Genomic DNA, 19580 nt, shown 5'->3' on the forward strand with positions numbered 1-19580 from the left:
CCAGTCTAGGAGGTGGCGGGCTCGAACCAGGTCCCGATGTCGGCGCCCGCCAGGGCCTGGGAGACGAGGTCAGCACTGGTGACCAGGACCCCGATACCCGAGGCCGCCGCGAGTCGGGCGGCGGAGACCTTCGTCGCCGCTCCCCCGGTGCCGACACTGTTGACGACCGTGGCGCCGAACTCCAGCCCGGAGAGGTCCGCGTCCGGAGCGATGACGTCGATGGGCTCGGCGCCGGGGTCGCTCGGCGGGCGGGTGTACAGCGACTCGATGTCGCTGAGGAGGATGAGCGCGTCGGCCTCGATGAGCTGCGCGACGAGAGCTCCCAGCCGGTCGTTGTCGCCGAAGCGGATCTCCTGCGTCGCGACGGTATCGTTCTCGTTCACGATCGGAAGGGTCCGCAGCCCCAGGAGGCGCTCCATGGCCCGCCGTGCGTTCGAGCGCGACGTCGGGTTCTCGAGGTCTCCGGTGGTGAGCAGCACCTGACCGGCGACGATGTCGAAGGGGCGCAGCGCCTCCTGGTACCGGTAGACGAGGATGTTCTGGCCGACCGCTGCCGCGGCCTGCTGCGTGGCGAGATCGGTGGGTCGCGCGTCCAGGCGGAGGAACGGGATACCCGAGGCGATCGCCCCCGACGACACGAGCACGACCTCGGCCCCGCGGGCGTGTGCCTCCGCCAGGGCTTCGACGATCACCGGGATGCGCCAGGACGACTCGCCGCTGATGGACGACGAGCCCACCTTCACGACGATCCGCGTCGCCGTCGCGAGATCGGCGCGCGTGCGTGCGCTCACGCCTCGTCCTCGCGGTACGTGGCGAGCCGCTCCGCCTCCAGCTCGGCGCGCGCCTGCGCCTTCGCGTCCATGCGCTCGTAGTACTGCTCACGGCGCTCGGACGTGGTCCGGCGGGCGTTCGGGGCCAGACGCGGGTCGGTGCCGCGGGGTGCCGTCATGAGCTCGGCGGCGGAGCTCATCGTCGGCTCCCAGTCGAAGACGATGCTGTCGCCCTCGCCGATGACGACCGTCGAGCCCTGCACGGCGCCGAGACGGAAGAGCTCGTCCTCGACGCCGAGCTTCTCCAGACGGTCGGCGAGGTAGCCCACGGCCTCCTCGTTCTGGAAGTCGGTCTGCTGGACCCAGCGCACCGGCTTCTCGCCCAGGATGCGGTAGATGTTGCCGTAGGTGCCGCCCTCGACCCGGATGGTGAACGGCTTCACAGAGCCCTTCGGACGGATGACGACGCGCTCGCGCGGCGCCTCGACCGCCGTCTCCTTGCGGTGCTGCTCGACCAGCTCGCCGAGAGCGAGCGTGAGGGGGCGCAGCCCTTCGTGCGAGACAGTGGAGATCTCGAACACGCGGAATCCGCGAGCCTCCAGATCCGGCCGCACGAGATCGGCGAGGTCACGCGCCTCGGGCACGTCGACCTTGTTCAACGCCACGAACTGGGGACGCTCCAGCAGAGGAGTCTGCCCCTCCGGCACTTCGTACGCGGCCAGCTCGGCGAGGATGACGTCGAGGTCCGAGATGGGGTCGCGGTTCGGCTCCAGCGTCGCGCAGTCGAGCACGTGCAGCAGGGCGGAGCAGCGCTCCACGTGCCGCAGGAACTCGAGTCCGAGCCCGCGGCCCTCGCTCGCGCCCTCGATGAGGCCGGGCACATCGGCGACGGTGTAACGGAAGTCCTCCACCTGCACGACACCGAGATTCGGGTGCAGGGTCGTGAAGGGGTAATCGGCGATCTTGGGCCGCGCGGCCGAGATCGCTCCGATGAGGCTCGACTTGCCCGCGGACGGATAGCCCACGAGCGCCACGTCGGCGACGGTCTTGAGCTCGAGCACGACATCGCCCTCGAAGCCGGGGGTGCCGAGCAGAGCGAACCCGGGAGCCTTGCGCTTGGGGGTCGCCAAGGCCGCGTTGCCCAGTCCGCCCTGACCGCCCGCGGCCACGACGAAACGCTCGCCCGGCTCGATCATGTCGATCAGGACGTCGCCGTTCGGGTTCTTGACCACGGTGCCGACCGGGACGGGGAGCTCCAGGGTCTCGCCGTCGAAGCCGGAGCGGTGGTCGCCCATGCCCGGTCCGCCGTTGCCCGACGCGCGGTGCGGCGAGTGGTGGTACGACAGCAGCGTGCCGGTCTGCGTGTCGGCGACGAGGACGATGTCGCCGCCGTCGCCGCCGTTGCCGCCGTCCGGGCCGCCGAGGGGCTTGAACTTCTCCCGGTGCACGGAGACGCAGCCGTTGCCGCCCTTGCCTGCACGCAGGTGCAGTGTGACGGTGTCGACGAACGTGACCATGTGCGAGTCCTTCGGTTGCTCAGGGTGCCTGACGGCAGATACACGGACGGGGCGAGCCGAAGCCCGCCCCGAACCGGATGTTTAGCGTGGTGCTGTGATCACTCAGCAGCAGCGACGATGTTGACGACCTTGCGGCCGCCCTTCGCGCCGAACTCGACCGCACCGGCGGCCAGAGCGAACAGCGTGTCGTCGCCACCACGGCCGACGTTGGCGCCGGGGTGGAAGTGCGTGCCGCGCTGGCGGACGATGATCTCGCCGGCGAGGACCTGCTGACCGCCGAAGCGCTTCACGCCGAGGCGCTGTGCGTTGGAGTCACGACCGTTACGGGTGGAGCTTGCGCCCTTTTTGTGTGCCATGTCCTGGTCTCCTCGGTCTTACTTGATGCCGGTGATCTTGACGCGCGTGAGCTCCTGGCGGTGGCCCTGACGCTTCTTGTAGCCGGTCTTGTTCTTGTACTTCTGGATGACGATCTTCGGGCCGCGGAGGTTGCCGACGACCTCAGCCGTGACGGTGACCTTCGCCAGCGCGTCAGCGTCGGTGGTCACCGTGGAGCCGTCGACGAGCAGCACGGCGGGCAGCTGGATCTTGTCGCCCTGGGCAGCCTGAACACGGTCGAGCTGAACGATGGTGCCGACCTCGACCTTCTCCTGCCGGCCACCGGCGCGCACTACTGCGTAAACCACTTCATACCTGTTTCGTTGGGGAGCACGCGGCTCCGAGAATCTCACGGGAAGACTGTTGCTTGCATGCGTCGCTGGTACGACGGGCGCGAATGCAAGACTCTCCGCTTCGGCCGTCGAGGACGACGCGGCATGCGCACCAAGGGACTACTTTACCGGATGCCGGCTGACCTCGCAAAGTGAGCCGGGTGACGGGGCCGGTCGTAGGCTGACGGAGTGACCGTTCTCGTCGACGACCCCCGCTGGCCCGCCCATGGACGCCTGTGGGCGCACCTGGTCAGCGACGACAACCTCGACGAGCTGCATGCGTTCGCCCGCGCGCACGGCATCCCCGCCCGGGCCTTCGACCTCGACCACTACGACGTCCCGGAGGACGCCGTCCCCCGGCTCATCGCCGGTGGCGCGCAGCACGTCCCCGGCAAGGAGCTCGTCCGGCGCCTGATCGCCTCAGGCCTCCGGGTCCGCGGACGCGACCGGCGGCACTGACGCCTCCGAGTTCACGGACACAGGCGTGCCGGAGAGCGCGGCGGTGGTGACCCGGCGCCGTCCACGGCCCTGACCCGGCGCCTTGGGCTCCGGAAGCGCGTCCAGCACCGAGTCGAGCAGCTCCTCGGTCGGCGTCTTCGGCCCCTTGCGGTCGCCGCGCTTCTTCCGGGCCTTCTTCGGGCGCTCGGATGCGGGAGCCGGTGCAGACTCGACGGCCGGCACCTCGGCAGCCGGTTCACCGGCCGGCACAATGGTGGAGGCAGCGATCTGCGCAAGGGCGGACTTCGCCCCCTCGGTGATGGCGTGGGTCACCGGCGGGGCGGCGGGCGCGGAGTGATTGTTGCCGTTGCCGTTGCCGTTGCCGCCGTTCCCGCGCTGCCGGCGTCCTCCGTTGCCGTTACCGCCGTTGTTGTTGCCATTGCCATTCGCGCGGTGCTTCACGACCGGGTCGTGGTGCACGATCACGCCGCGGCCGGCGCAGACCTCGCACGCCTCGCTGAAGGTCTCCAGCAGGCCGAGCCCCAGCTTCTTGCGCGTCATCTGCACGAGCCCGAGTGAGGTGACCTCGGCGACCTGGTGCTTGGTCCGGTCGCGGCTCAGGCATTCGATCAGGCGCCGAAGCACGAGATCGCGGTTGGACTCCAGGACCATGTCGATGAAGTCGACGACGATGATGCCGCCGATGTCGCGCAAGCGCAGCTGGCGGACGATCTCCTCCGCGGCCTCGAGGTTGTTCTTGGTGACGGTCTCCTCGAGGTTTCCGCCCGAGCCGACGAACTTGCCGGTGTTGACGTCGACGACCGTCATGGCCTCGGTGCGGTCGATCACGAGCGAACCGCCGGAGGGCAGCCACACCTTGCGGTCCAGCGCCTTCTCGATCTGCTCGGTGATGCGGAACGCGTCGAACGGGTCGACGTCGTCCTCATAGGACTCGACGCGCTCGAGCAGGTCGGGCGCGACGCTCTCCAGGTACGCCCGGATCGTGCGCTGCGACTCCTCGCCCTGGATGAGCATCTTCGTGAAGTCCTCGTTGAAGACATCACGCACGATCTTCACGAGCAGGTCGGGCTCGGCGTGCAGGAGCGCCGGAGCCTGCTGGCTCTCGACCTGCTTCTGGATGTGCTCCCACTGCGAGGTGAGGCGCTGCACGTCGCGGGTCAGCTGCTCCTCGGTGGCGCCCTCGGCCGCCGTGCGGACGATCACGCCGGACGACTCCGGCAGCACCTCCTTGAGGATGCGCTTGAGGCGTGCGCGCTCGTTGTCGGGGAGCTTGCGGCTGATGCCGTTCATGGAGCCGCCGGGCACGTACACGAGGTAGCGGCCGGGCAGCGAGATCTGGCTCGTGAGGCGGGCGCCCTTGTGGCCCACCGGGTCCTTGGTGACCTGCACGAGCACGCGATCGCCCGGCTTGAGCGCCAGTTCGATGCGACGGGGCTGGTTGCCGGTCTCGACGCCGTCCCAGTCCACCTCGCCCGAGTAGAGCACGGCGTTGCGGCCGCGGCCGATGTCGACGAACGCGGCCTCCATGCTGGGCAGCACGTTCTGCACGCGACCGAGGTAGACGTTGCCGATCAGCGAGGCGTCCTGGTTGCGGGCGACGTAGTGCTCCACGAGCACGCCGTCCTCCAGGACACCGATCTGGGTCCGGCCGTTCTTGGAGCGCACGACCATCTTGCGGTCGACGGATTCGCGACGCGCGAGGAACTCGGCCTCGGTCACGACCGGACGACGACGACCGGCGTCACGGCCGTCACGGCGCCGCTGCTTCTTGGCCTCGAGCCGGGTCGAACCCTTGATCGCCTTCGGCTCGGTGATGTACTCGACGACCCGCTGGCGCTGGCGCGGCTCTTCGCGCTGGTCATCGCCCTCGGATCCGCCGCGGCGACGGCGCCCGCGGCGCCCTCCCCCGGACTCCTCCTGGTCACGCTCCGGCGCACGGTCGTCACGACCGGGGCGTGCGGGAAGCGGGACGACCTCCGGCGCGTAGAAGTGCAGCTGGGTCGACACCTGCGACACGAAGACCTCGGGCAGCAGACCGAGCGACACGGCGGTGACGGCCGCGGGCTTCTCCGGCTCGGCCGAGGCCTCGGGCTCAGGCGCGACTTCCGGCTGCGCCGGGGCCTCGGGCTCAGCCGGGGCCTCGGACTCTGCGGGAACCTCGGACTCCGCAGGCGCCTCGGACTCTGCGGGAGCCTCAGGCTCAGCCGGAGCCTCGGACTCCGCGGGAGCCTCAGGCTCAGCCGGAGCCTCAGGCTCGGCGGCGGCTTCGGACTCCGCAGGGACGCCCTCGGTCGGGGCCTGCGCCGCGGAAGCGTCGCTCTCCGTCTCGACGCCCGGAGCGTCGGTAGGCGCCGTCAGCGGCTCCGCGGCGTCAGCCGGGGCGTCGAGGGCGGGGGCGTTGTTGTCATTGTTCTCATCGGCCATCTCTGGCGTGCTCCCTGGCACGGTCCACTGCGTGTCCCGTGAAATCTCATGCGGCACCCGCGGGTGCCGCGAACTCAATCGGTCTGCGACCGGCTCATGGCTCTGGTCGCGTGGGGCATGGGCCCCGAAGTCTGCTCGACACGTGTCGCGGCAACGCCGTTCATCGCATCACAGGTCATTATCGCACCAAGTCGGTCCGATCGCGGCATCCCGTCGGTCACCGCCCGTTTTATCCGGGCGGTTCTCGCCCTTTCCATAGCCGTCGCTGGGATAATCCTGAGCATGAGCGAGCAGCGCACCCGCCCCGTCGTCTATGCCGTGTGGTTGATCATCGCGAGCGTCATCGGCTGGTACGCCGCCTTCCAGCTCACCGTCGAGAAGTTCGCACTGCTGGAGAAGCCGCAGGAAGCGCTCGGGTGCGATCTCAGCCCGTTCATCCAGTGCAGCGTCAACCTGCAGTCGTGGCAGGGCTCGGTGTTCGGCTTCCCGAACCCGATCATCGGTCTCACCGGTTGGATGGCGCCGCTCGTCGTCGGCGTCGCGATCCTCGCCGGGGCGCGGTTCCCGCGGTGGTTCTGGGCGGCGTTCGGCGCGGGCATCACCTTCGCCTTCGGCCTCGTGTGCTGGCTGATCGCGCAGAGCCTGTACAGCCTCTTCGTGCTCTGCCCCTGGTGCATGGTCACCTGGGCGGTGACGATCCCCACCTTCTTCGCCACGATGGTCCACCTGGCCCGCAACGGCACCTTCACGAGCAACGCGAAGGTCCGGGCGCGCGCCGAGAAGCTCATGCCGTGGGTGCCGCTGGCGACCGTCATCGCGTATGCGCTCATCATCTTCCTCGCGCAGCTGCAGGGCCTCGACTTCCTCGGCGAGATGGCGAAGATCCTCTTCTGATCTCTCCGTGAGAACGACGAAGCCCGTCCGCCATTCCGGCGGACGGGCTTCGTCGTGAGGATCGGGGTCAGTCGAACCAGATGCCCAGCTCGCGGGCGGCCGACTCGGGGCTGTCCGAGCCGTGCACGAGGTTCTGCTGCACCTGGAGGCCCCAGTCGCGACCGAAGTCACCACGGATGGTGCCCGGCGCGGCGGTCGTGGGGTCGGTCGTGCCGGCGAGGGAGCGGAAGCCCTCGATGACGCGGTTGCCCGCGAGGCGGATCGCCACGGAGGGACCGGACATCATGAACTCGAGAAGCGGCTCGTAGAACGGCTTGCCCTCGTGCTCGGCGTAGTGCGCGGCGAGGAGGTCGCGGTCGGGCTCGACGAGGCGGATGTCGACGAGGGCGTATCCCTTCGCCTCGATGCGGGCGAGAATCGTTCCGGTGAGGCCGCGGGCGACACCGTCCGGCTTGACGAGGACGAGGGTTTCTTCGGTGGCCATGTCATTCACTCTCTGTGTCTGCATTCTGCGCGGTCGGAGACTCGCTGGGGCGTCGTGCGTCCAGGCGGGCCCCCATGATGGTCGCATATGCCCACATCCCGCCGAAAATCAGGACGACGAGGAGCACCGCGGGGACGGCGATGGCCGACAGCGCGACCACGATCTGCACGATCCATCCGGCGGGGATCGCCCAGGGCTTCGTGATCATGCCCGCGATGACGACGCAGGCCACGGCCACGACGGCACCGCCCACGATCCCCCACCACTGCTCGATGCCGGCCGGCAGAGCCTTCAAGCCGAAGATGGTGAGACCGACGAGGAAGACGACGATCGCCTCGAAGCCGAGCACCACCGGCGCGAGCTTCTGCACGAGGGTGCGCGGGGCGCGCGGTCGACGCGGGGCGGCGGAGGCGCTCACGCGCGCCACCCCGACTTCCAGTCCTCCTCCTCGGAGAGCGCGATCGCCTCGCCCGCGAGCACCACGGAGCCCGCGATGACGACGGCCCGACGATCCGACGAGGCCGCCCACTCCCGGGCCGCGTCCGCGGCGTCGGCGAGCGACGGGTGCACGGTGGCGCGCTGTCCGGCCTGTTCGACGAGGTCGGCGATGAGGTCGGCATCGCTGGCGCGGTCCGACTCCGGAGCGGTCGCGAAGACGTGCGCGGCGGCCGGCGCGAGCCGCGCGACGATCCCCGCCGCGTCCTTGTCCGCGAGGACGCCGAGCACGAGACCCCACTCGTCGAAGTCGAAGCTGTCGTCGAGCGCCTGGGCGAGCGCCGCAGCGCCGTGCGGGTTGTGCGCGGCGTCGACGATGACGGTGGGGGCGATGCCGAGGAGCTGCAGCCGGCCGGGAGACGTGCTGCCCTGGAGTCCGTCGGAGATCACACCGCCGGCGATCGCCTGAGCGGCGCCGCCGATGAGCGACTCGACGGCGGCGACGGCCAGCGCGGCGTTGTGGCCCTGGTGCGCGCCGTACAGCGGCAGGTACTCCTCCTCGTACTGCCCCGCGAGGCCCCGGATGGTGAGGAGCTGACCGCCGACGGCGAGCTTCTGCTCGGCGAGCCCGAAGTCCTCGCCTTCGAAGGCGATGGTGGCATGGCGCTCCGCGGCCACGCGGCGCAGCACCTCGGCGGCCTCGGCGGGCTGCTGGGCGGAGACCACGGCGGCGCCTTCCTTGATGATGCCGGCCTTGACCTGGGCGATCTCGGCGATCGTGCTTCCCAGGCGGTCCGCGTGGTCGATGTCGATCGGAGCGAACACCGCCACGTCGCCGTCGGCGGTGTTCGTGGAGTCCCACTCCCCACCCATGCCGACCTCGAGGACGAGCACGTCGACGGGCGCGTCGGCGACCGCGACGAAGGCGAGGACCGTGAGCAGCTCGAAGAACGTCAGCGGGGCCTCCCCTGCCGCCTCGAGCTCGGCGTCGACGATCCCCACGAAGGGCTCGATCTCGTCCCAGGCGTCGGCGACGGCCTCGTCGGCGATCGGCTCGCCGTCGATCATGATGCGCTCCGTGAAGCGCTCCAGGTGCGGGCTCGTGAACAGGCCGGTGCGCAGATCATGGGCGCGCAGCAGGCTCTCGATCATCCGCGCGGTCGACGTCTTGCCGTTGGTCCCGGTGATGTGGATGACGCGGTAGGTGCGCTGCGGATCGTCGAGGTACTCGAGGATCCGCGCCGTCCGCTCCTTGCGCGGCTGCACCCAGCGTTCCCCGGCACGGCTCAGCAGCGTCTCGTAGACGGCGTCGGCCCGGTCTCTCGCACTCATGCGCCCACCTCGATCTTGGTTACGGAGATCGTGAAGTCACCGCGGTTGGCATACTTCCCGCTCGGAACATCCACGGCGAATTCGATAGCAGCATCGGCAACGGAGTCCGCCGACGCCGCAAACACGGCTGCGTATCCGAGGGCGATGGAACCATCCGGATCCACGACGGCATACTCCTCGGCCAGCGTTTCTTCAGCGACTCGCGCGGCGTCGAATGCGGCGGCAACGGCGTCCGCATCGTCGGCGTTAGCGAAGGAGAGCCTCAGTCGAATGCGGTCGCTCACGTCAAGTCCCGCGTTCTTCCGCGTCTCCTGGGTCGCGCGGATAACGTCGCGCGCTAGACCCTCGGCCTCCAGCTCCGGCGTCGTGTCGGTGTCGAGCAGGACGAACCCTCCGGACGGGACGATGGCCAGGGCCTCCCCCTCGGGGCGGCCCGTGGTCTCGAGGACGAGGTCGTACTCGGCGGGTTCCAGTGCGATGCCGCCGGCGGTCACGACGCCGTCGGTCTCGGACCAGTCACCCGAGCGCGCGGCCTGGATGGCCTTCTGCACGTCCTTGCCGAGGCGCGGACCCGCAGCGCGGGCGTTCACGCTCAGCCGGTGGCTGATGCCATACTCCCCCGCCGCCTCGTCGGTCAGCGGGACGAGCTCGACGGTCTTCACGTTGAGCTCCTCGCGGAGGATGTCCTCGAACTGTCCGAGGTCGGCCGCGAGCGGAGAGACCACCGTGAGCCGTGCGAGCGGCAGCCGCACGCGCAGCTTCTCCTTCTTGCGCAGGGCATTGCCGACGCTCGACAGCTCACGCACGGCATCCATGGCGTCGCGGATCTCGTCGGCTGCGGGGAACTGATCCGCATCGGGCCAGTCCTGCAGGTGCACGCTGCGTCCACCGGTGAGACCCTGCCACACGCGCTCGCTGATGAGCGGAACGAGCGGCGCGGCCACGCGGCACAGGGTCTCCAGCACCGTGTAGAGCGTGTCGAACGCCTCGCGGCTCTTCGGGTCGTCCGTCACGCCCACCCAGAACCGGTCGCGCGAGCGACGGATGTACCAGTTCGTCAGCACCTCGGCGAAGTCGCGCAGTCGCGCGGACGCGGTGGTCGAGTCCAGACCCTCCAGATCGGCCCGGACCTCGCGGACGAGGTCGCCCAGGCGCGCGAGGATGTACCGGTCGAGGACGTCGGTCGAGTCGGTGCGCCACGACGCCTCGTACCCGCCTCCCTGGGGCGCCGAGCCTGCTCCTCCCTGGGTTGCTGAGCCTGTCGAAGCATTCGCATACGTCGCGAAGAAGTACCACGAGTTCCACAGCGGCAGCAGGAACTCCCGCACGCCGGACCGGATGCCCTCCTCGGTGACGATGAGATTGCCGCCGCGGAGCACCGCGCTGGACATCAGGAACCAGCGCATCGCGTCGGACCCGTCGCGGTCCAGCACCTCGGACACGTCCGGGTAGTTCCGCAGCGACTTCGACATCTTGTAGCCGTCGCTGCCGAGCACGATGCCGTGGCAGCTGACACCCGTGAACGCCGGGCGGTTGAACAGCGCCGTCGAGAGCACGTGCATGACGTAGAACCAGCCGCGGGTCTGGCCGATGTACTCCACGATGAAGTCCGCCGGGGAGTGCGAGTCGAACCACTCCTGGTTCTCGAACGGATAGTGCACCTGGGCGTACGGCATCGAGCCGGAGTCGAACCACACGTCGAAGACGTCACCGATGCGCCGCATCGTGCTCCTGCCTGTGGGGTCGTCGGGGTTCGGCCTCGTCAGGTCGTCGATGTAGGGGCGGTGCAGGTCCACCTCGCCCTCGGGGTTGCGCGGCAGCGTGCCGAAGTCGCGCTCCAGCTCCTCCAGCGAGCCGTAGGCGTCGACGCGCGGGTACTCCGGGTCGTCGCTCTTCCAGATCGGGATGGGCGAGCCCCAGTAGCGGTTGCGGCTGATCGACCAGTCGCGGGCGCCCTCGAGCCACTTGCCGAACTGTCCCTCCTTCACGTTCTCCGGCACCCAGGTGATCTGCTCGTTGTTCGCGAGGAGGTCGTCCTTGATGTCGGTGACACGGATGAACCAGCTCGACACGGCCTTGTAGATCAGGGGGTTCCGGCAGCGCCAGCAGTGCGGGTAGGAGTGCTCGTAGCTCTGCAGGCGGACCAGGCGGCCGTTGTCGCGGATGATCCGCACGAGGGGGGTGTTCGCGTCCATCCACAGCTCGCCCGCGACATCCGTGACGTTCGGGAGGAAGCGCCCGCCGTCGTCGAGGGACAGGATCGTGGGGATGCCCGCGGCGCCGGCGACGCGCTGGTCGTCCTCACCGTAGGCGGGGGCCTGGTGGACGATGCCGGTGCCGTCGGTCGTGGTGACGTAGTCGTCGACGAGGATGCGCCAGGCGTTCCCCGTGCCGTAGGTCTCCTCGTCCGCGTAGTAGTCGAAGAGGCGGTCGTAGGTGATGTCGGCCAGCTCCGCACCGCGCAGCGTCGCGTCGACCGCGGCGAGCGCGTCCTCCGGGCTCTCGTAGCCGAGGTCCTTGGCATAGCCGCCGAGCAGGTCCTTCGCGAGCAGGTAGCGGTGCGCGGACGCCTCGACCGCGAGCTGGTCGGCCGAGGGGGCAGCGCGGCCCTGGTGCACGTCGGAGGCGCCGGCGGGACCGGCGGGCAGCACGACGTACTCGATGTCCGGCCCCACGGCGAGCGCGAGGTTGGTCGGCAGGGTCCACGGCGTCGTCGTCCAGGCGAGGGCGCGCACGCCGGTGAGGCCCAGCGCCTCGGCCTTCGCGCCGGTGAGCGGGAAGGTGACTGTGACCGACGGGTCCTGTCGCATCTGGTAGACGTCGTCGTCCATGCGCAGCTCGTGCGCGGACAGCGGCGTCTCATCGCGCCAGCAGTACGGGAGCACACGGTAGCCCTCGTAGGCGAGCCCCTTGTCGTACAGGGTCTTGAAGGCCCAGAGCACGCTCTCCATGTAGCCGAGGTCGAGCGTCTTGTAGCCGCGCTCGAAGTCCACCCACCGGGCCTGGCGGGTGACGTAGTCCTCCCACTCCCGCGTGTACTTCAGGACCGAGGAGCGCGCCTTCTCGTTGAAGACGTCGATCCCCATCTCCTCGATCTCGCTCTTCTCGGTGATCCCGAGCTGCTTCATCGCCTCGAGCTCGGCCGGGAGCCCGTGGGTGTCCCATCCGAAGACGCGGTCGACCTTGTGCCCGATCATCGTCTGGAAGCGCGGGAACACGTCCTTCGCGTAGCCCGTGAGCAGGTGGCCGTAGTGCGGCAGACCGTTCGCGAAGGGAGGGCCGTCGTAGAACACCCACTCGGGAGCACCCTCGCGCTGCTCGATGGAGGCGCGGAAGGTGTCGTCGGTCTTCCAGAAGTCGAGCACCTCCTCCTCGATCTGCGGGAAGCGGGGGCTCGGCGCCACAGTGGCGGCCTGGTCGGCAGCGGGGCCGAAGGAGGAGCGCGGGTAGGTCATGGTCTCTCGCAGTGGTCGTCGTGGCGGATGCTGCTGCGAGGACGATCCTCGCGGACCGCGGTACCACCTCGCGTGCCCCTGAATCCCCTCGACAAGCTCAGAGATCCACGGACCACTCTCACTGCGGCTGTGACGGGCCTGCCCCGCTCGGTTCTACTGAGTCCGTCGCCGGACCGTTCTTCCGAGAGCTCCCCGGTGATGGCCGGATCGATGCTCGTGTGCCCATTGTACGCGTGCTCCTCCCCCCGCGGATTCCCTTCCACGTCGCAGGAACCGGAGACACCCCTGCGACCCGGGGCGGAATCTGCGACATCACGTCGTGCGAGCACGATGCAGTCCCTGGGCGACGGCGCGCATGACGAGGTCCTGCACCGCGGGCCACTCGTCCATCACCTGGTGATAGCCCAGACGGATGACGTGGTAGCCGCGCAGCTTCAGCTCCGCGTCGTGACGGTTGTCCTGGTCGCGCTGGGCTCCGACGTGGGTGCCGCCGTCGATCTGCAGCACGAGTCGCTCGCCGATCAGGGCGTCCACCCGATGTCCGGCGATCCATGTCTGAAAGCGCAGCGGCAGACGGAGCCAGCGCAGTCGCACGCGCAGGTAGGTCTCAAGCCCCGCATCCGCAAACGGCAGCGCCTCGGCCAGGAGCCGCCGCCCGCGCGGTCCCCAGCGGAGTCGGAGCAGCCTCTCTCGATCGACGAGACCCTTGTTCAATGCCGACTCCCAGGTCGCGAGCGCCTGTTCGTACGGCTCACACGTGGACACCAGGCTCAGCACGTTCTCGATCGAGTCCTCCAGGGCATCCGGGTGTCGCGGAACCAGAGGCCGAGCCCAGTGCACGCGTGCCTCCGGCGGCTTCCCACCCCGGCTGCCCGGGCTGGCCGCGAGGTGAAGGCGCGGCCTCTCGTCGTGCACCCAGAGGCCCAGCCGCCGCGCCTGCGTCACGCACGTCAGCAGAACACCATGCTGCGCCGCGGTCACCCGACGCGGATCGGCGTCGGGCAGCGCCACCCACCCCACCCGCACCCGCTGGATCATCCGCTCCGAGAGCGCCGTCTCGAGGTCGTACCGGCTGACCCCGTATTCCCGGAGCCGCTCGACCCGCGCGACTCCGTCGACCTCGCGCATCGCCCGCAGCAGCCGTGCCCGCCTCATCCCGTTCATGCCCCCGATGCTGCTCCCCATCCCCTCCGGTGCTCCCCACCCCGGCCGCCTCCTCCCATTCCCTGTGTACAACTCCCGCACACCCCCTCCTGTGCAGCCCGAGTCCCTCTCCTCCGGACCCCCGCTCGATGTCGCAGATTCCCGCCCCCGCCGGACGTTCCCACGGAGAGCCTGCGACGCGGCGCAGATCAGCGACCTCCCGCAGACTGAGGCCCGGAGCCACGGAGCTGGGCCAGGGCCGGGGTGGGCCGGGGCCAGGTCGCAGATTGGGACTCCTGTCGCAGGGGCTGCGCGAGAGGGGGCGAGGCGGTGAGGATCTGCGACCTGGGACCGGAGCAGGAAGGAGTAAGGGTGTCGGAGGGAGGACATAGCCTCGGAGGATGCCGAACTCCCCGACCGCACCCCGTGTGTCCGCGCCCGATCTGCCGCCCGTGCTGGAGCCGCGGAAACCCGCGCGCCGGGCGGATCTCCTCGCCGCCGCCCTGGAGCTCACCGGCACCGTCGACCTCGCGTACGCCACGCTCGAGCAATGCGCAGTGCAGGCGGACGCCGAGAGCGTCGACCTCACCGGGGCCACGCTCCTCGACGTCGATCTCCCGGAACCGCGCATCGCGGCGCTCCGGCTGCGGAACGCGAGCATCCGTCGGCTCCGGATCACGGGCGGGCGCATCGGGACCCTCGACCTCAGCGACGCCCGCGTGGCGGAGCTCGAACTGCGCGACGTGCGCATCGACTATCTGAACCTGGGCGCCGCACGCGCCGACGACGTCGACGTCGTGGGATGCGCCATCCGCACGATCGACATCCCGCAGGCCGAGCTCACGCGCGTCCGGTTCCAGGCCACGCGCAGCGACGAGGTCGACCCCCGAGGCCTGCGCGCGAAGGATGTGGACCTCCGCGGCCTCGACGCGCTCTCCTACCTCGACGTCCAGAGCCTCCGCGGCGCCACGCTCTCGTCGGTGCAGGTGCAGCAGCTCGCACCGGTGATGGCGGCAGGCCTCGGGATCATCGTCACGGACTGACGGGGCCGCTCGCCGCGAGCAGCTCCCGGGTGAACGGGTGCTGCGGCGCGGCGAACACCGCCGCCGTGGGCCCCTGCTCCACGATCCGGCCGTCCTGCATGACCAGGACGTCGTCCGCGACGGCGCCGACGACGTCGAGGTCGTGGGAGACGAAGACCATCGTCAGCCGCCGCTCCTCCTGCACCCGCGCGAGGAGCCGGAGCACCCGCTCGCGCACCGAGGGGTCGAGGGCCGAGACGGGCTCATCCAGCACCAGCACGTCCGGGTCGGCGGCGAGCGCTCGGGCGAGGGCCGCCCGCTGCCGCTGCCCGCCCGACAGCGCCGCCGGCCGTCGCGCCGCCAGACTCGCATCGAGCCCGACCTCCGCGAGCAGCGACGCGACACGGGTCCGACGCGCACCACGCGGCATCCCTCCCGCCTCCAGTGCCTCCTCCAGCGACCGCCCCACCGTCCACCGCGGGTCGAAGGCGCCGAGCGGGTTCTGGTGCACGAGCTGCACGCGCGGCGTTCCGTTCCAGCGCAGCACTCCGGTGTCCGGCCTCTCGACGCCCACCAGCATCCGGGCGAGGGTCGTCTTGCCCGATCCGGATTCGCCGACGATGCCCAGCGTCCGACCGGCAGACACCGTGAACGACGCGTCGACGACGGCGGCCACCCCGCCGAAAGCCTTGGACACCTCCTCGGCGACGACCACGACTTCCGAGGACGCCGCACGCTCCTCCCGCGGCTCGTGCATGGTCGCCGCGATGAGCTGCTGCGTGTACGGGTGGCGAGGGGCGGCGAGCACCTCCGCGACCGGCCCGGACTCCACGATCAGGCCGTCCTTCATCACCAGCACCCGGTCCGCCACCCGCCGCACCGCCGCGAAGTCGTGACTGATGAACACCACGGCGGTGCCGTCGTCGGCGATCTCCCGCAGGAGCACGAGGATCCGGGCCTGCACGGTCGCGTCCAGGGCCGTGGTGGGCTCATCCGCGACGAGCACCGCGGGGTTCCCGGCCAGCGCCGAGGCGATGAGCGCGCGCTGCCGCAACCCTCCGGAGAGCTCCTGCGGACGCTGCCGCGCGCGGCGGTCGGGGTCGGGCATCCACACCCGCGCGAGGAGGTCCCGGACGCGCGCGGCGAGGGGCGCCCGACCGCGCACGAGACGGTGCAGCCGCAGCGGCTCGGCGATCTCGTCCGCGATCCGTCGCAGCGGGTCCAGGGAGACGAGAGCGTCCTGCGACACGAGGCCGATCCCGGTGCCCCGGATCCGTCGCCAGCCGCGCTCGGTCAGGGCGGCGGCGTCCACCCCGTCGACGCTGAGCCGGTCGACGGCGACGTCGGCCGCGGGCGGCGTGAGGCCGAGCAGAGCGCGGGCCGAGAGCGACTTCCCCGCCCCCGACTCCCCCACGATCGCCACGCACTCGCCGGTATCCACCGCGAACGACACGCCCTCCACGACGGGAGTCCCGGCGAAGGCGATCCGCAGTCCCTCGACCTCCAGCACCGCACTCATGCGTCCCTCCCGTCCGCCCGGGCCCGGAGGATGCGTCCGACCACCGTCGCGCACACCACCGTCAGCGTGATCGCGAGTCCGGGGAACACCGACACCCACCAGGCCTGTCCGAGCACATTGCGCCCGCCGGCGAGCATGAGACCCCACTCCGGGGTCGGCTCGGACGGCCCGAGACCCAGGAAGCTCAGTCCGGCCGCGGCCAGGATGCTCGATCCGATGCCGATGGTCGCCAGCACGCTCAGCGCACCCAGTACCCCGGGCACGACGTGGCGGCGGAACGCCCGCAGCGGCGGCACGCCGAGGATGCGGGCGGCTTCGACGTGTTCGGCCACGCGGAGCGTCCTGGTCTGCACGCGGGCGAGCCGCACGTACACGGGTGCGGCGGCCAGCGTCACCGCGATGGCGATGTTCACCGGCCCCGGACCCAGCACGGCCACCACGACGAGCGCCACCAGGAACTCCGGGAACGCCATGAGCACGTCGTTGATGCGCATGAGCGTGACGTCCACACCCCGGGGCGACATGCCGGCGAGCGCCCCCACGAGCAGGCCCGCGGCGAGGGCGATGGCGGTGGCGAGAAGCCCGATCCCGACCGAGCGCCCCGCGCCGAACACCACGCGGGAGTATACGTCGCGGCCGCTCTGATCGGTGCCGAAGAGGTGCTCGGCACTCGGCGGCAGCAGAGAGGCCCGGACCTCGGTCTGCAGCGGATCGTGCGTGGCGAGCAGCCCCGGCCAGAGGGCGGCGACGGCGACGACGACCAACACGACCGCGGCGGAGCCCAGCAGGAGTCGCTGCCCCCTACTCATCGGACGACTCCCGGTCGGGAGGAGGCGGCGACGCGGGGGTCGATCAGCGGATGCACGAGCTCCACCACCACGTTGATGACGACGAAGACGAGAGCGCTCAGCAGGATGATGCCGGTGAGGACGGGGAGATCCCGGTCGTTGATGGCGGCGAGGGTGACCCGCCCCAGGCCGGGCCGGGCGAACACGGTCTCGACGAGAACCGCGCCCCCGAGCACCGAGCCGGTGAGATAGGCCGCGAGGGTGACCGCCGACGCGGCGCCGTGCCGCACCCCGTGCCGCAGCGTGAACCAGGTCGGCCCGGCGCCCCGCGCACGGACCGTCTCCGCGAACGGCATCCGCTCCGCCTGCATCAACCCGTCGCGCAGCACCTGGCTGAGCAGTGCCGCCACCGGGAGGGCGAGCGTGATCGCCGGCAGGACGATGGTCGCCGGATTGCGGGTGCCCGAGACGGGGAACCACCCCAGTCCGAACGCGAAGACGCTGAGCAGCAGCAGCCCGATCCAGAACACCGGAGAGGAGAGCACCACGAGCTCGACGCCGGCGGCGACGGTGCGCCCGACACGGCCCCGCACGAAGACCGCGACCGCGAGGGCGAGCACGACGGCGATCCCCAGCGCCAGAGCCGAGAGCTGCACGGTCGCACCCAGTTGCCGTCCGATGACCTCGGTCACCGGCAGCCGCAGTTGATACGACTCTCCGAGGTCGCCGCGGGCGAGCTGCCCGATGAAGCCGACGTACTGCTCCAGCGGCGGACGGTCGAGCCCGAGATCGGCGCGGATGCCGTCCTTGACCGCCTCGCTCACCTGCGCCTGCGGCCCCAGCATCACCGACACCGGGTCGCCGGGGATCACTCGGAAGGCCAGGAACGCGACCGTCGCGGCGCCCCACAGCACGATGACCACCGAGGCGACGAGCCCGAGGGCACGGCCGAGCACCGCCTTCACGGTTCGATCACTCCGCCCGCTCCCTCGAAACGACGGCCGCCGGATGTCAGCCGAGGCTCACATCGTAGAAGAGCGGCCGCCCGTAGAGGTCGTAGTCCAGACCCTGCACGCGCTCGCCGACCGCCGTGATCGCCGAGGGGCTGTAGAGCGGGACGATGGCCGTGTACTCCGCGTTCCACTGCTGCAGCTGCGTGTAGAGCTCGTTGCGGGCGTCCTGATCGCTCGACGCGACCGCCTCTTCCAGGAGCGCGTCGATCTCCGGGTCGCTCACCTGCGAGGCGTTCTGGAAGCCGTCGGTGTGCAGGTGCGCACGGAGGAAGTCGGCGTCTACGCCGGAGAAGCCCCAGTCGGTGAGGTCGAACGTCTTCGGCTCGTACTGGGCGTTGTAGGCGCCGGGCTCCAGCTCCTCGCGCTGCACCTCGAAGCCGATGGCCTTGAGGTCCGACTGGATCGCGTTGGCCAGCGCCGCGCGGTCGTCGGGGACCGGGGTCCAGGCGATCCACCGCACGGACAGGCGCTCGCCGTCCTTCATGCGGATGCCGTCGGCATCGCGCTCCGTCCACCCGGCCTCGTCGAGCAGGGCGTTCGCGGCGTCCTGATCGAACGGCCAGGAGTCCTCCAGCGACGCGTCGTAGCCCGGGGTCGTGCTGCCGAGGACGCTCCATGCCCGCGGGAACTGCCCGAAGTAGATCTCCTCGACCGCCGCGTCGACGTCGATGCCGCGGGCGAACGCCTGCCGCACCTTCTCGTCGGCGAAGACGCCGTACTTCTCGTTCAGGTAGAGCGCGTAGGGCAGCCCGGGGTACTCCACCGAGTCCACCGTGACGCCGGCGTCGTCCAGACCGGCGACCTGGTTCGGCGGGATGTTGCTGGCGAGGTCGGCCTCTCCGCTCTCGATGACTCCGGTACGCACCGACGCCTCCGGCTGGATCTGCACGCGCAGCGTCTCGAACGCCGGCGCCTTCGTCTCGTGCGGGCCCCAGGCGTAGTCGTCGTTGCGCGTGTAGACGATCTCCTGGTCGGCGGTGTACTCGGTGAGCACGAAGGGTCCGGTGCCGACCGTGACGTCGGGGCCGCCCGCCTTGAGCTTGTCGGCCGACTCGGCCAGCACGGCCGGTGAGTAGAAGCCGAGCTGCGGGGTGCTGGCCGCCTGCAGGAACGGCGCATACGGCTGCGTGAACGAGACCCTCACCGTGTGGTCGTCGACGACCTCGGTGCCGGCGTAGAAGTCCGCGCCGAGCATGCTCGCCGCCTGGGCCGAGGCGGTCTCCGGGTCGACGATCCGGTCGAAGTTCGCCTTCACGGCCTCCGCATCGAACGGCTCGCCGTCGGTGAAGGTCACGTCGTCGCGCAGCGTGAAGGTGTACTCCGTGCTGTCCGGCGAGACGTCCCAGCTCTTCGCGAGCCACGGGCTGAACGTGCCGTCGTCCTCCTGGAACACCAGGGAGTCGAGCACCGCGCGCTGCACCATGCCGGAGACGTCCAGCTGGCTCACCTGCGGGTCCATGTGCCCCGCGGACAGGTTCGCGCCCTCGATCGACCACACGAGCTCACCGCCGTCGCTCTCCGTGGACGGGCCGGCGCACGCGGTCAGCACCAGGGCGGTGGCAGCGGCGAGCGCGGCGAGGGGAAGGAGGCGACGCACAGGGGTGGCGGGCATGAGGAT

At 70.4% G+C, this 19580-nt stretch carries 17 protein-coding genes; 3 read left to right on the forward strand and 14 right to left on the reverse strand.

Annotated features, from left to right (window positions below; translation table 11 throughout):
- Positions 1-5: 5 nt before the first annotated feature.
- From proB to rplU, 4 genes are all read right to left on the reverse strand, one after another.
- A complete protein-coding gene (proB, locus tag DW296_RS08905; RefSeq protein WP_136051934.1) occupies positions 6-791 on the reverse strand; it encodes a glutamate 5-kinase in 786 nt (261 codons plus the stop codon).
- Positions 788-2287 carry a GTPase ObgE gene (obgE, locus tag DW296_RS08910; RefSeq protein WP_136051935.1) on the reverse strand — a complete coding sequence of 500 codons (1500 nt, stop codon included), beginning with the start codon at positions 2285-2287 and terminating at the stop codon, positions 788-790. The genes proB and obgE overlap by 4 nt, the downstream gene beginning before the upstream one ends.
- 98 nt (positions 2288-2385) lie before the next feature.
- Positions 2386-2643, reverse strand: a complete 258-nt coding sequence (rpmA, locus tag DW296_RS08915) for a 50S ribosomal protein L27 (RefSeq protein WP_025104972.1) — start codon at positions 2641-2643, stop codon at positions 2386-2388.
- Between the two features lie 18 nt (positions 2644-2661).
- On the reverse strand, positions 2662-2970 hold the full coding sequence (rplU, locus tag DW296_RS08920; RefSeq protein WP_025104973.1) for a 50S ribosomal protein L21: 309 nt from the start codon (positions 2968-2970) through the stop codon (positions 2662-2664).
- A gap of 213 nt (positions 2971-3183) precedes the next feature.
- Here rplU and DW296_RS08925 point away from each other — a divergent pair, with 213 nt between their 5' ends.
- Entirely contained in the window at positions 3184-3453 is a 270-nt protein-coding gene (locus tag DW296_RS08925; protein ID WP_136051936.1) for a DUF4031 domain-containing protein, read from the forward strand.
- Here DW296_RS08925 and DW296_RS08930 read toward each other — a convergent pair.
- Entirely contained in the window at positions 3415-5877 is a 2463-nt protein-coding gene (locus DW296_RS08930) for an Rne/Rng family ribonuclease (RefSeq protein ID WP_136051937.1), read from the reverse strand. The genes DW296_RS08925 and DW296_RS08930 overlap by 39 nt on opposite strands.
- A gap of 282 nt (positions 5878-6159) precedes the next feature.
- Between DW296_RS08930 and DW296_RS08935 the strand changes: the two genes are divergently transcribed.
- On the forward strand, positions 6160-6771 hold the full coding sequence (locus tag DW296_RS08935; RefSeq protein WP_025104976.1) for a vitamin K epoxide reductase family protein: 612 nt from the start codon (positions 6160-6162) through the stop codon (positions 6769-6771).
- Positions 6772-6838: 67 nt separating this feature from the next.
- Here DW296_RS08935 and ndk read toward each other — a convergent pair whose 3' ends face one another.
- The 5 genes from ndk to DW296_RS08965 all read right to left on the reverse strand — a co-directional run bounded on the left by ndk (position 6839) and on the right by DW296_RS08965 (position 13641).
- Positions 6839-7255: a nucleoside-diphosphate kinase gene (ndk, locus tag DW296_RS08940; protein WP_025104977.1), complete on the reverse strand. Its 417-nt coding sequence runs from the start codon at positions 7253-7255 to the stop codon at positions 6839-6841.
- A gap of 1 nt (position 7256) precedes the next feature.
- Positions 7257-7673, reverse strand: coding sequence for a DUF4233 domain-containing protein (locus DW296_RS08945; RefSeq protein WP_240743044.1), 417 nt, complete (start codon positions 7671-7673; stop codon positions 7257-7259).
- Positions 7670-9022 carry a bifunctional folylpolyglutamate synthase/dihydrofolate synthase gene (locus DW296_RS08950; protein WP_136051939.1) on the reverse strand — a complete coding sequence of 451 codons (1353 nt, stop codon included), beginning with the start codon at positions 9020-9022 and terminating at the stop codon, positions 7670-7672. Before DW296_RS08950 ends, DW296_RS08945 begins: the two co-directional genes overlap by 4 nt.
- Positions 9019-12477, reverse strand: a complete 3459-nt coding sequence (ileS, locus tag DW296_RS08955; RefSeq protein WP_136051940.1) for an isoleucine--tRNA ligase — start codon at positions 12475-12477, stop codon at positions 9019-9021. The genes DW296_RS08950 and ileS overlap by 4 nt, the downstream gene beginning before the upstream one ends.
- A 312-nt stretch (positions 12478-12789) precedes the next feature.
- Positions 12790-13641 (reverse strand): endonuclease domain-containing protein, encoded by an 852-nt coding sequence (locus tag DW296_RS08965; RefSeq protein WP_240743045.1) that lies wholly within the window; start codon positions 13639-13641, stop codon positions 12790-12792.
- Between the two features lie 380 nt (positions 13642-14021).
- On the opposite strand from DW296_RS08965, the gene DW296_RS08970 reads away from it, so the two are divergent.
- Entirely contained in the window at positions 14022-14663 is a 642-nt protein-coding gene (locus tag DW296_RS08970) for a pentapeptide repeat-containing protein (RefSeq protein WP_136051941.1), read from the forward strand.
- Here DW296_RS08970 and DW296_RS08975 read toward each other — a convergent pair.
- Genes DW296_RS08975 through DW296_RS08990 form a run of 4 tightly spaced genes read right to left on the reverse strand, consistent with a single transcriptional unit; the run spans position 14653 to position 19574 of the window.
- On the reverse strand, positions 14653-16161 hold the full coding sequence (locus DW296_RS08975) for an ATP-binding cassette domain-containing protein (protein ID WP_136051942.1): 1509 nt from the start codon (positions 16159-16161) through the stop codon (positions 14653-14655). The two genes, DW296_RS08970 and DW296_RS08975, sit on opposite strands and share 11 nt — an antisense overlap.
- The gene (locus DW296_RS08980) at positions 16158-16970 is read right to left on the reverse strand and encodes an ABC transporter permease (protein WP_136051943.1); all 813 of its coding nucleotides are present in this window, start codon (positions 16968-16970) and stop codon (positions 16158-16160) included. Before DW296_RS08980 ends, DW296_RS08975 begins: the two co-directional genes overlap by 4 nt.
- Positions 16967-17914, reverse strand: a complete 948-nt coding sequence (locus DW296_RS08985) for an ABC transporter permease (protein ID WP_060921670.1) — start codon at positions 17912-17914, stop codon at positions 16967-16969. Before DW296_RS08985 ends, DW296_RS08980 begins: the two co-directional genes overlap by 4 nt.
- Before the next feature lie 46 nt (positions 17915-17960).
- The gene (locus DW296_RS08990) at positions 17961-19574 is read right to left on the reverse strand and encodes an ABC transporter substrate-binding protein (RefSeq protein ID WP_136051944.1); all 1614 of its coding nucleotides are present in this window, start codon (positions 19572-19574) and stop codon (positions 17961-17963) included.
- Positions 19575-19580 lie beyond the last annotated feature (6 nt).

The sequence above is a fragment of the Microbacterium sp. K36 genome, assembly GCF_004794355.1.
Lineage (GTDB): Bacteria > Actinomycetota > Actinomycetes > Actinomycetales > Microbacteriaceae > Microbacterium > Microbacterium paraoxydans_D.

Excerpts from the sequence above, each read along its gene's own strand:
- DW296_RS08950 (WP_136051939.1), bottom strand. The coding sequence starts at position 9,022 with ATGAGTGCGAGAGACCGGGCCGACGCCGTCTACGAGACGCTGCTGAGC.
- DW296_RS08970 (WP_136051941.1), top strand. The coding sequence starts at position 14,022 with ATGCCGAACTCCCCGACCGCACCCCGTGTGTCCGCGCCCGATCTGCCG.
- DW296_RS08980 (WP_136051943.1), bottom strand. The coding sequence starts at position 16,970 with ATGAGTAGGGGGCAGCGACTCCTGCTGGGCTCCGCCGCGGTCGTGTTG.
- DW296_RS08975 (WP_136051942.1), bottom strand. The coding sequence starts at position 16,161 with ATGAGTGCGGTGCTGGAGGTCGAGGGACTGCGGATCGCCTTCGCCGGG.
- obgE (WP_136051935.1), bottom strand. The coding sequence starts at position 2,287 with ATGGTCACGTTCGTCGACACCGTCACACTGCACCTGCGTGCAGGCAAG.
- rpmA (WP_025104972.1), bottom strand. The coding sequence starts at position 2,643 with ATGGCACACAAAAAGGGCGCAAGCTCCACCCGTAACGGTCGTGACTCC.
- DW296_RS08990 (WP_136051944.1), bottom strand. The coding sequence starts at position 19,574 with ATGCCCGCCACCCCTGTGCGTCGCCTCCTTCCCCTCGCCGCGCTCGCC.
- DW296_RS08935 (WP_025104976.1), top strand. The coding sequence starts at position 6,160 with ATGAGCGAGCAGCGCACCCGCCCCGTCGTCTATGCCGTGTGGTTGATC.
- DW296_RS08930 (WP_136051937.1), bottom strand. The coding sequence starts at position 5,877 with ATGGCCGATGAGAACAATGACAACAACGCCCCCGCCCTCGACGCCCCG.
- ndk (WP_025104977.1), bottom strand. The coding sequence starts at position 7,255 with ATGGCCACCGAAGAAACCCTCGTCCTCGTCAAGCCGGACGGTGTCGCC.
- ileS (WP_136051940.1), bottom strand. The coding sequence starts at position 12,477 with ATGACCTACCCGCGCTCCTCCTTCGGCCCCGCTGCCGACCAGGCCGCC.
- DW296_RS08965 (WP_240743045.1), bottom strand. The coding sequence starts at position 13,641 with ATGAACGGGATGAGGCGGGCACGGCTGCTGCGGGCGATGCGCGAGGTC.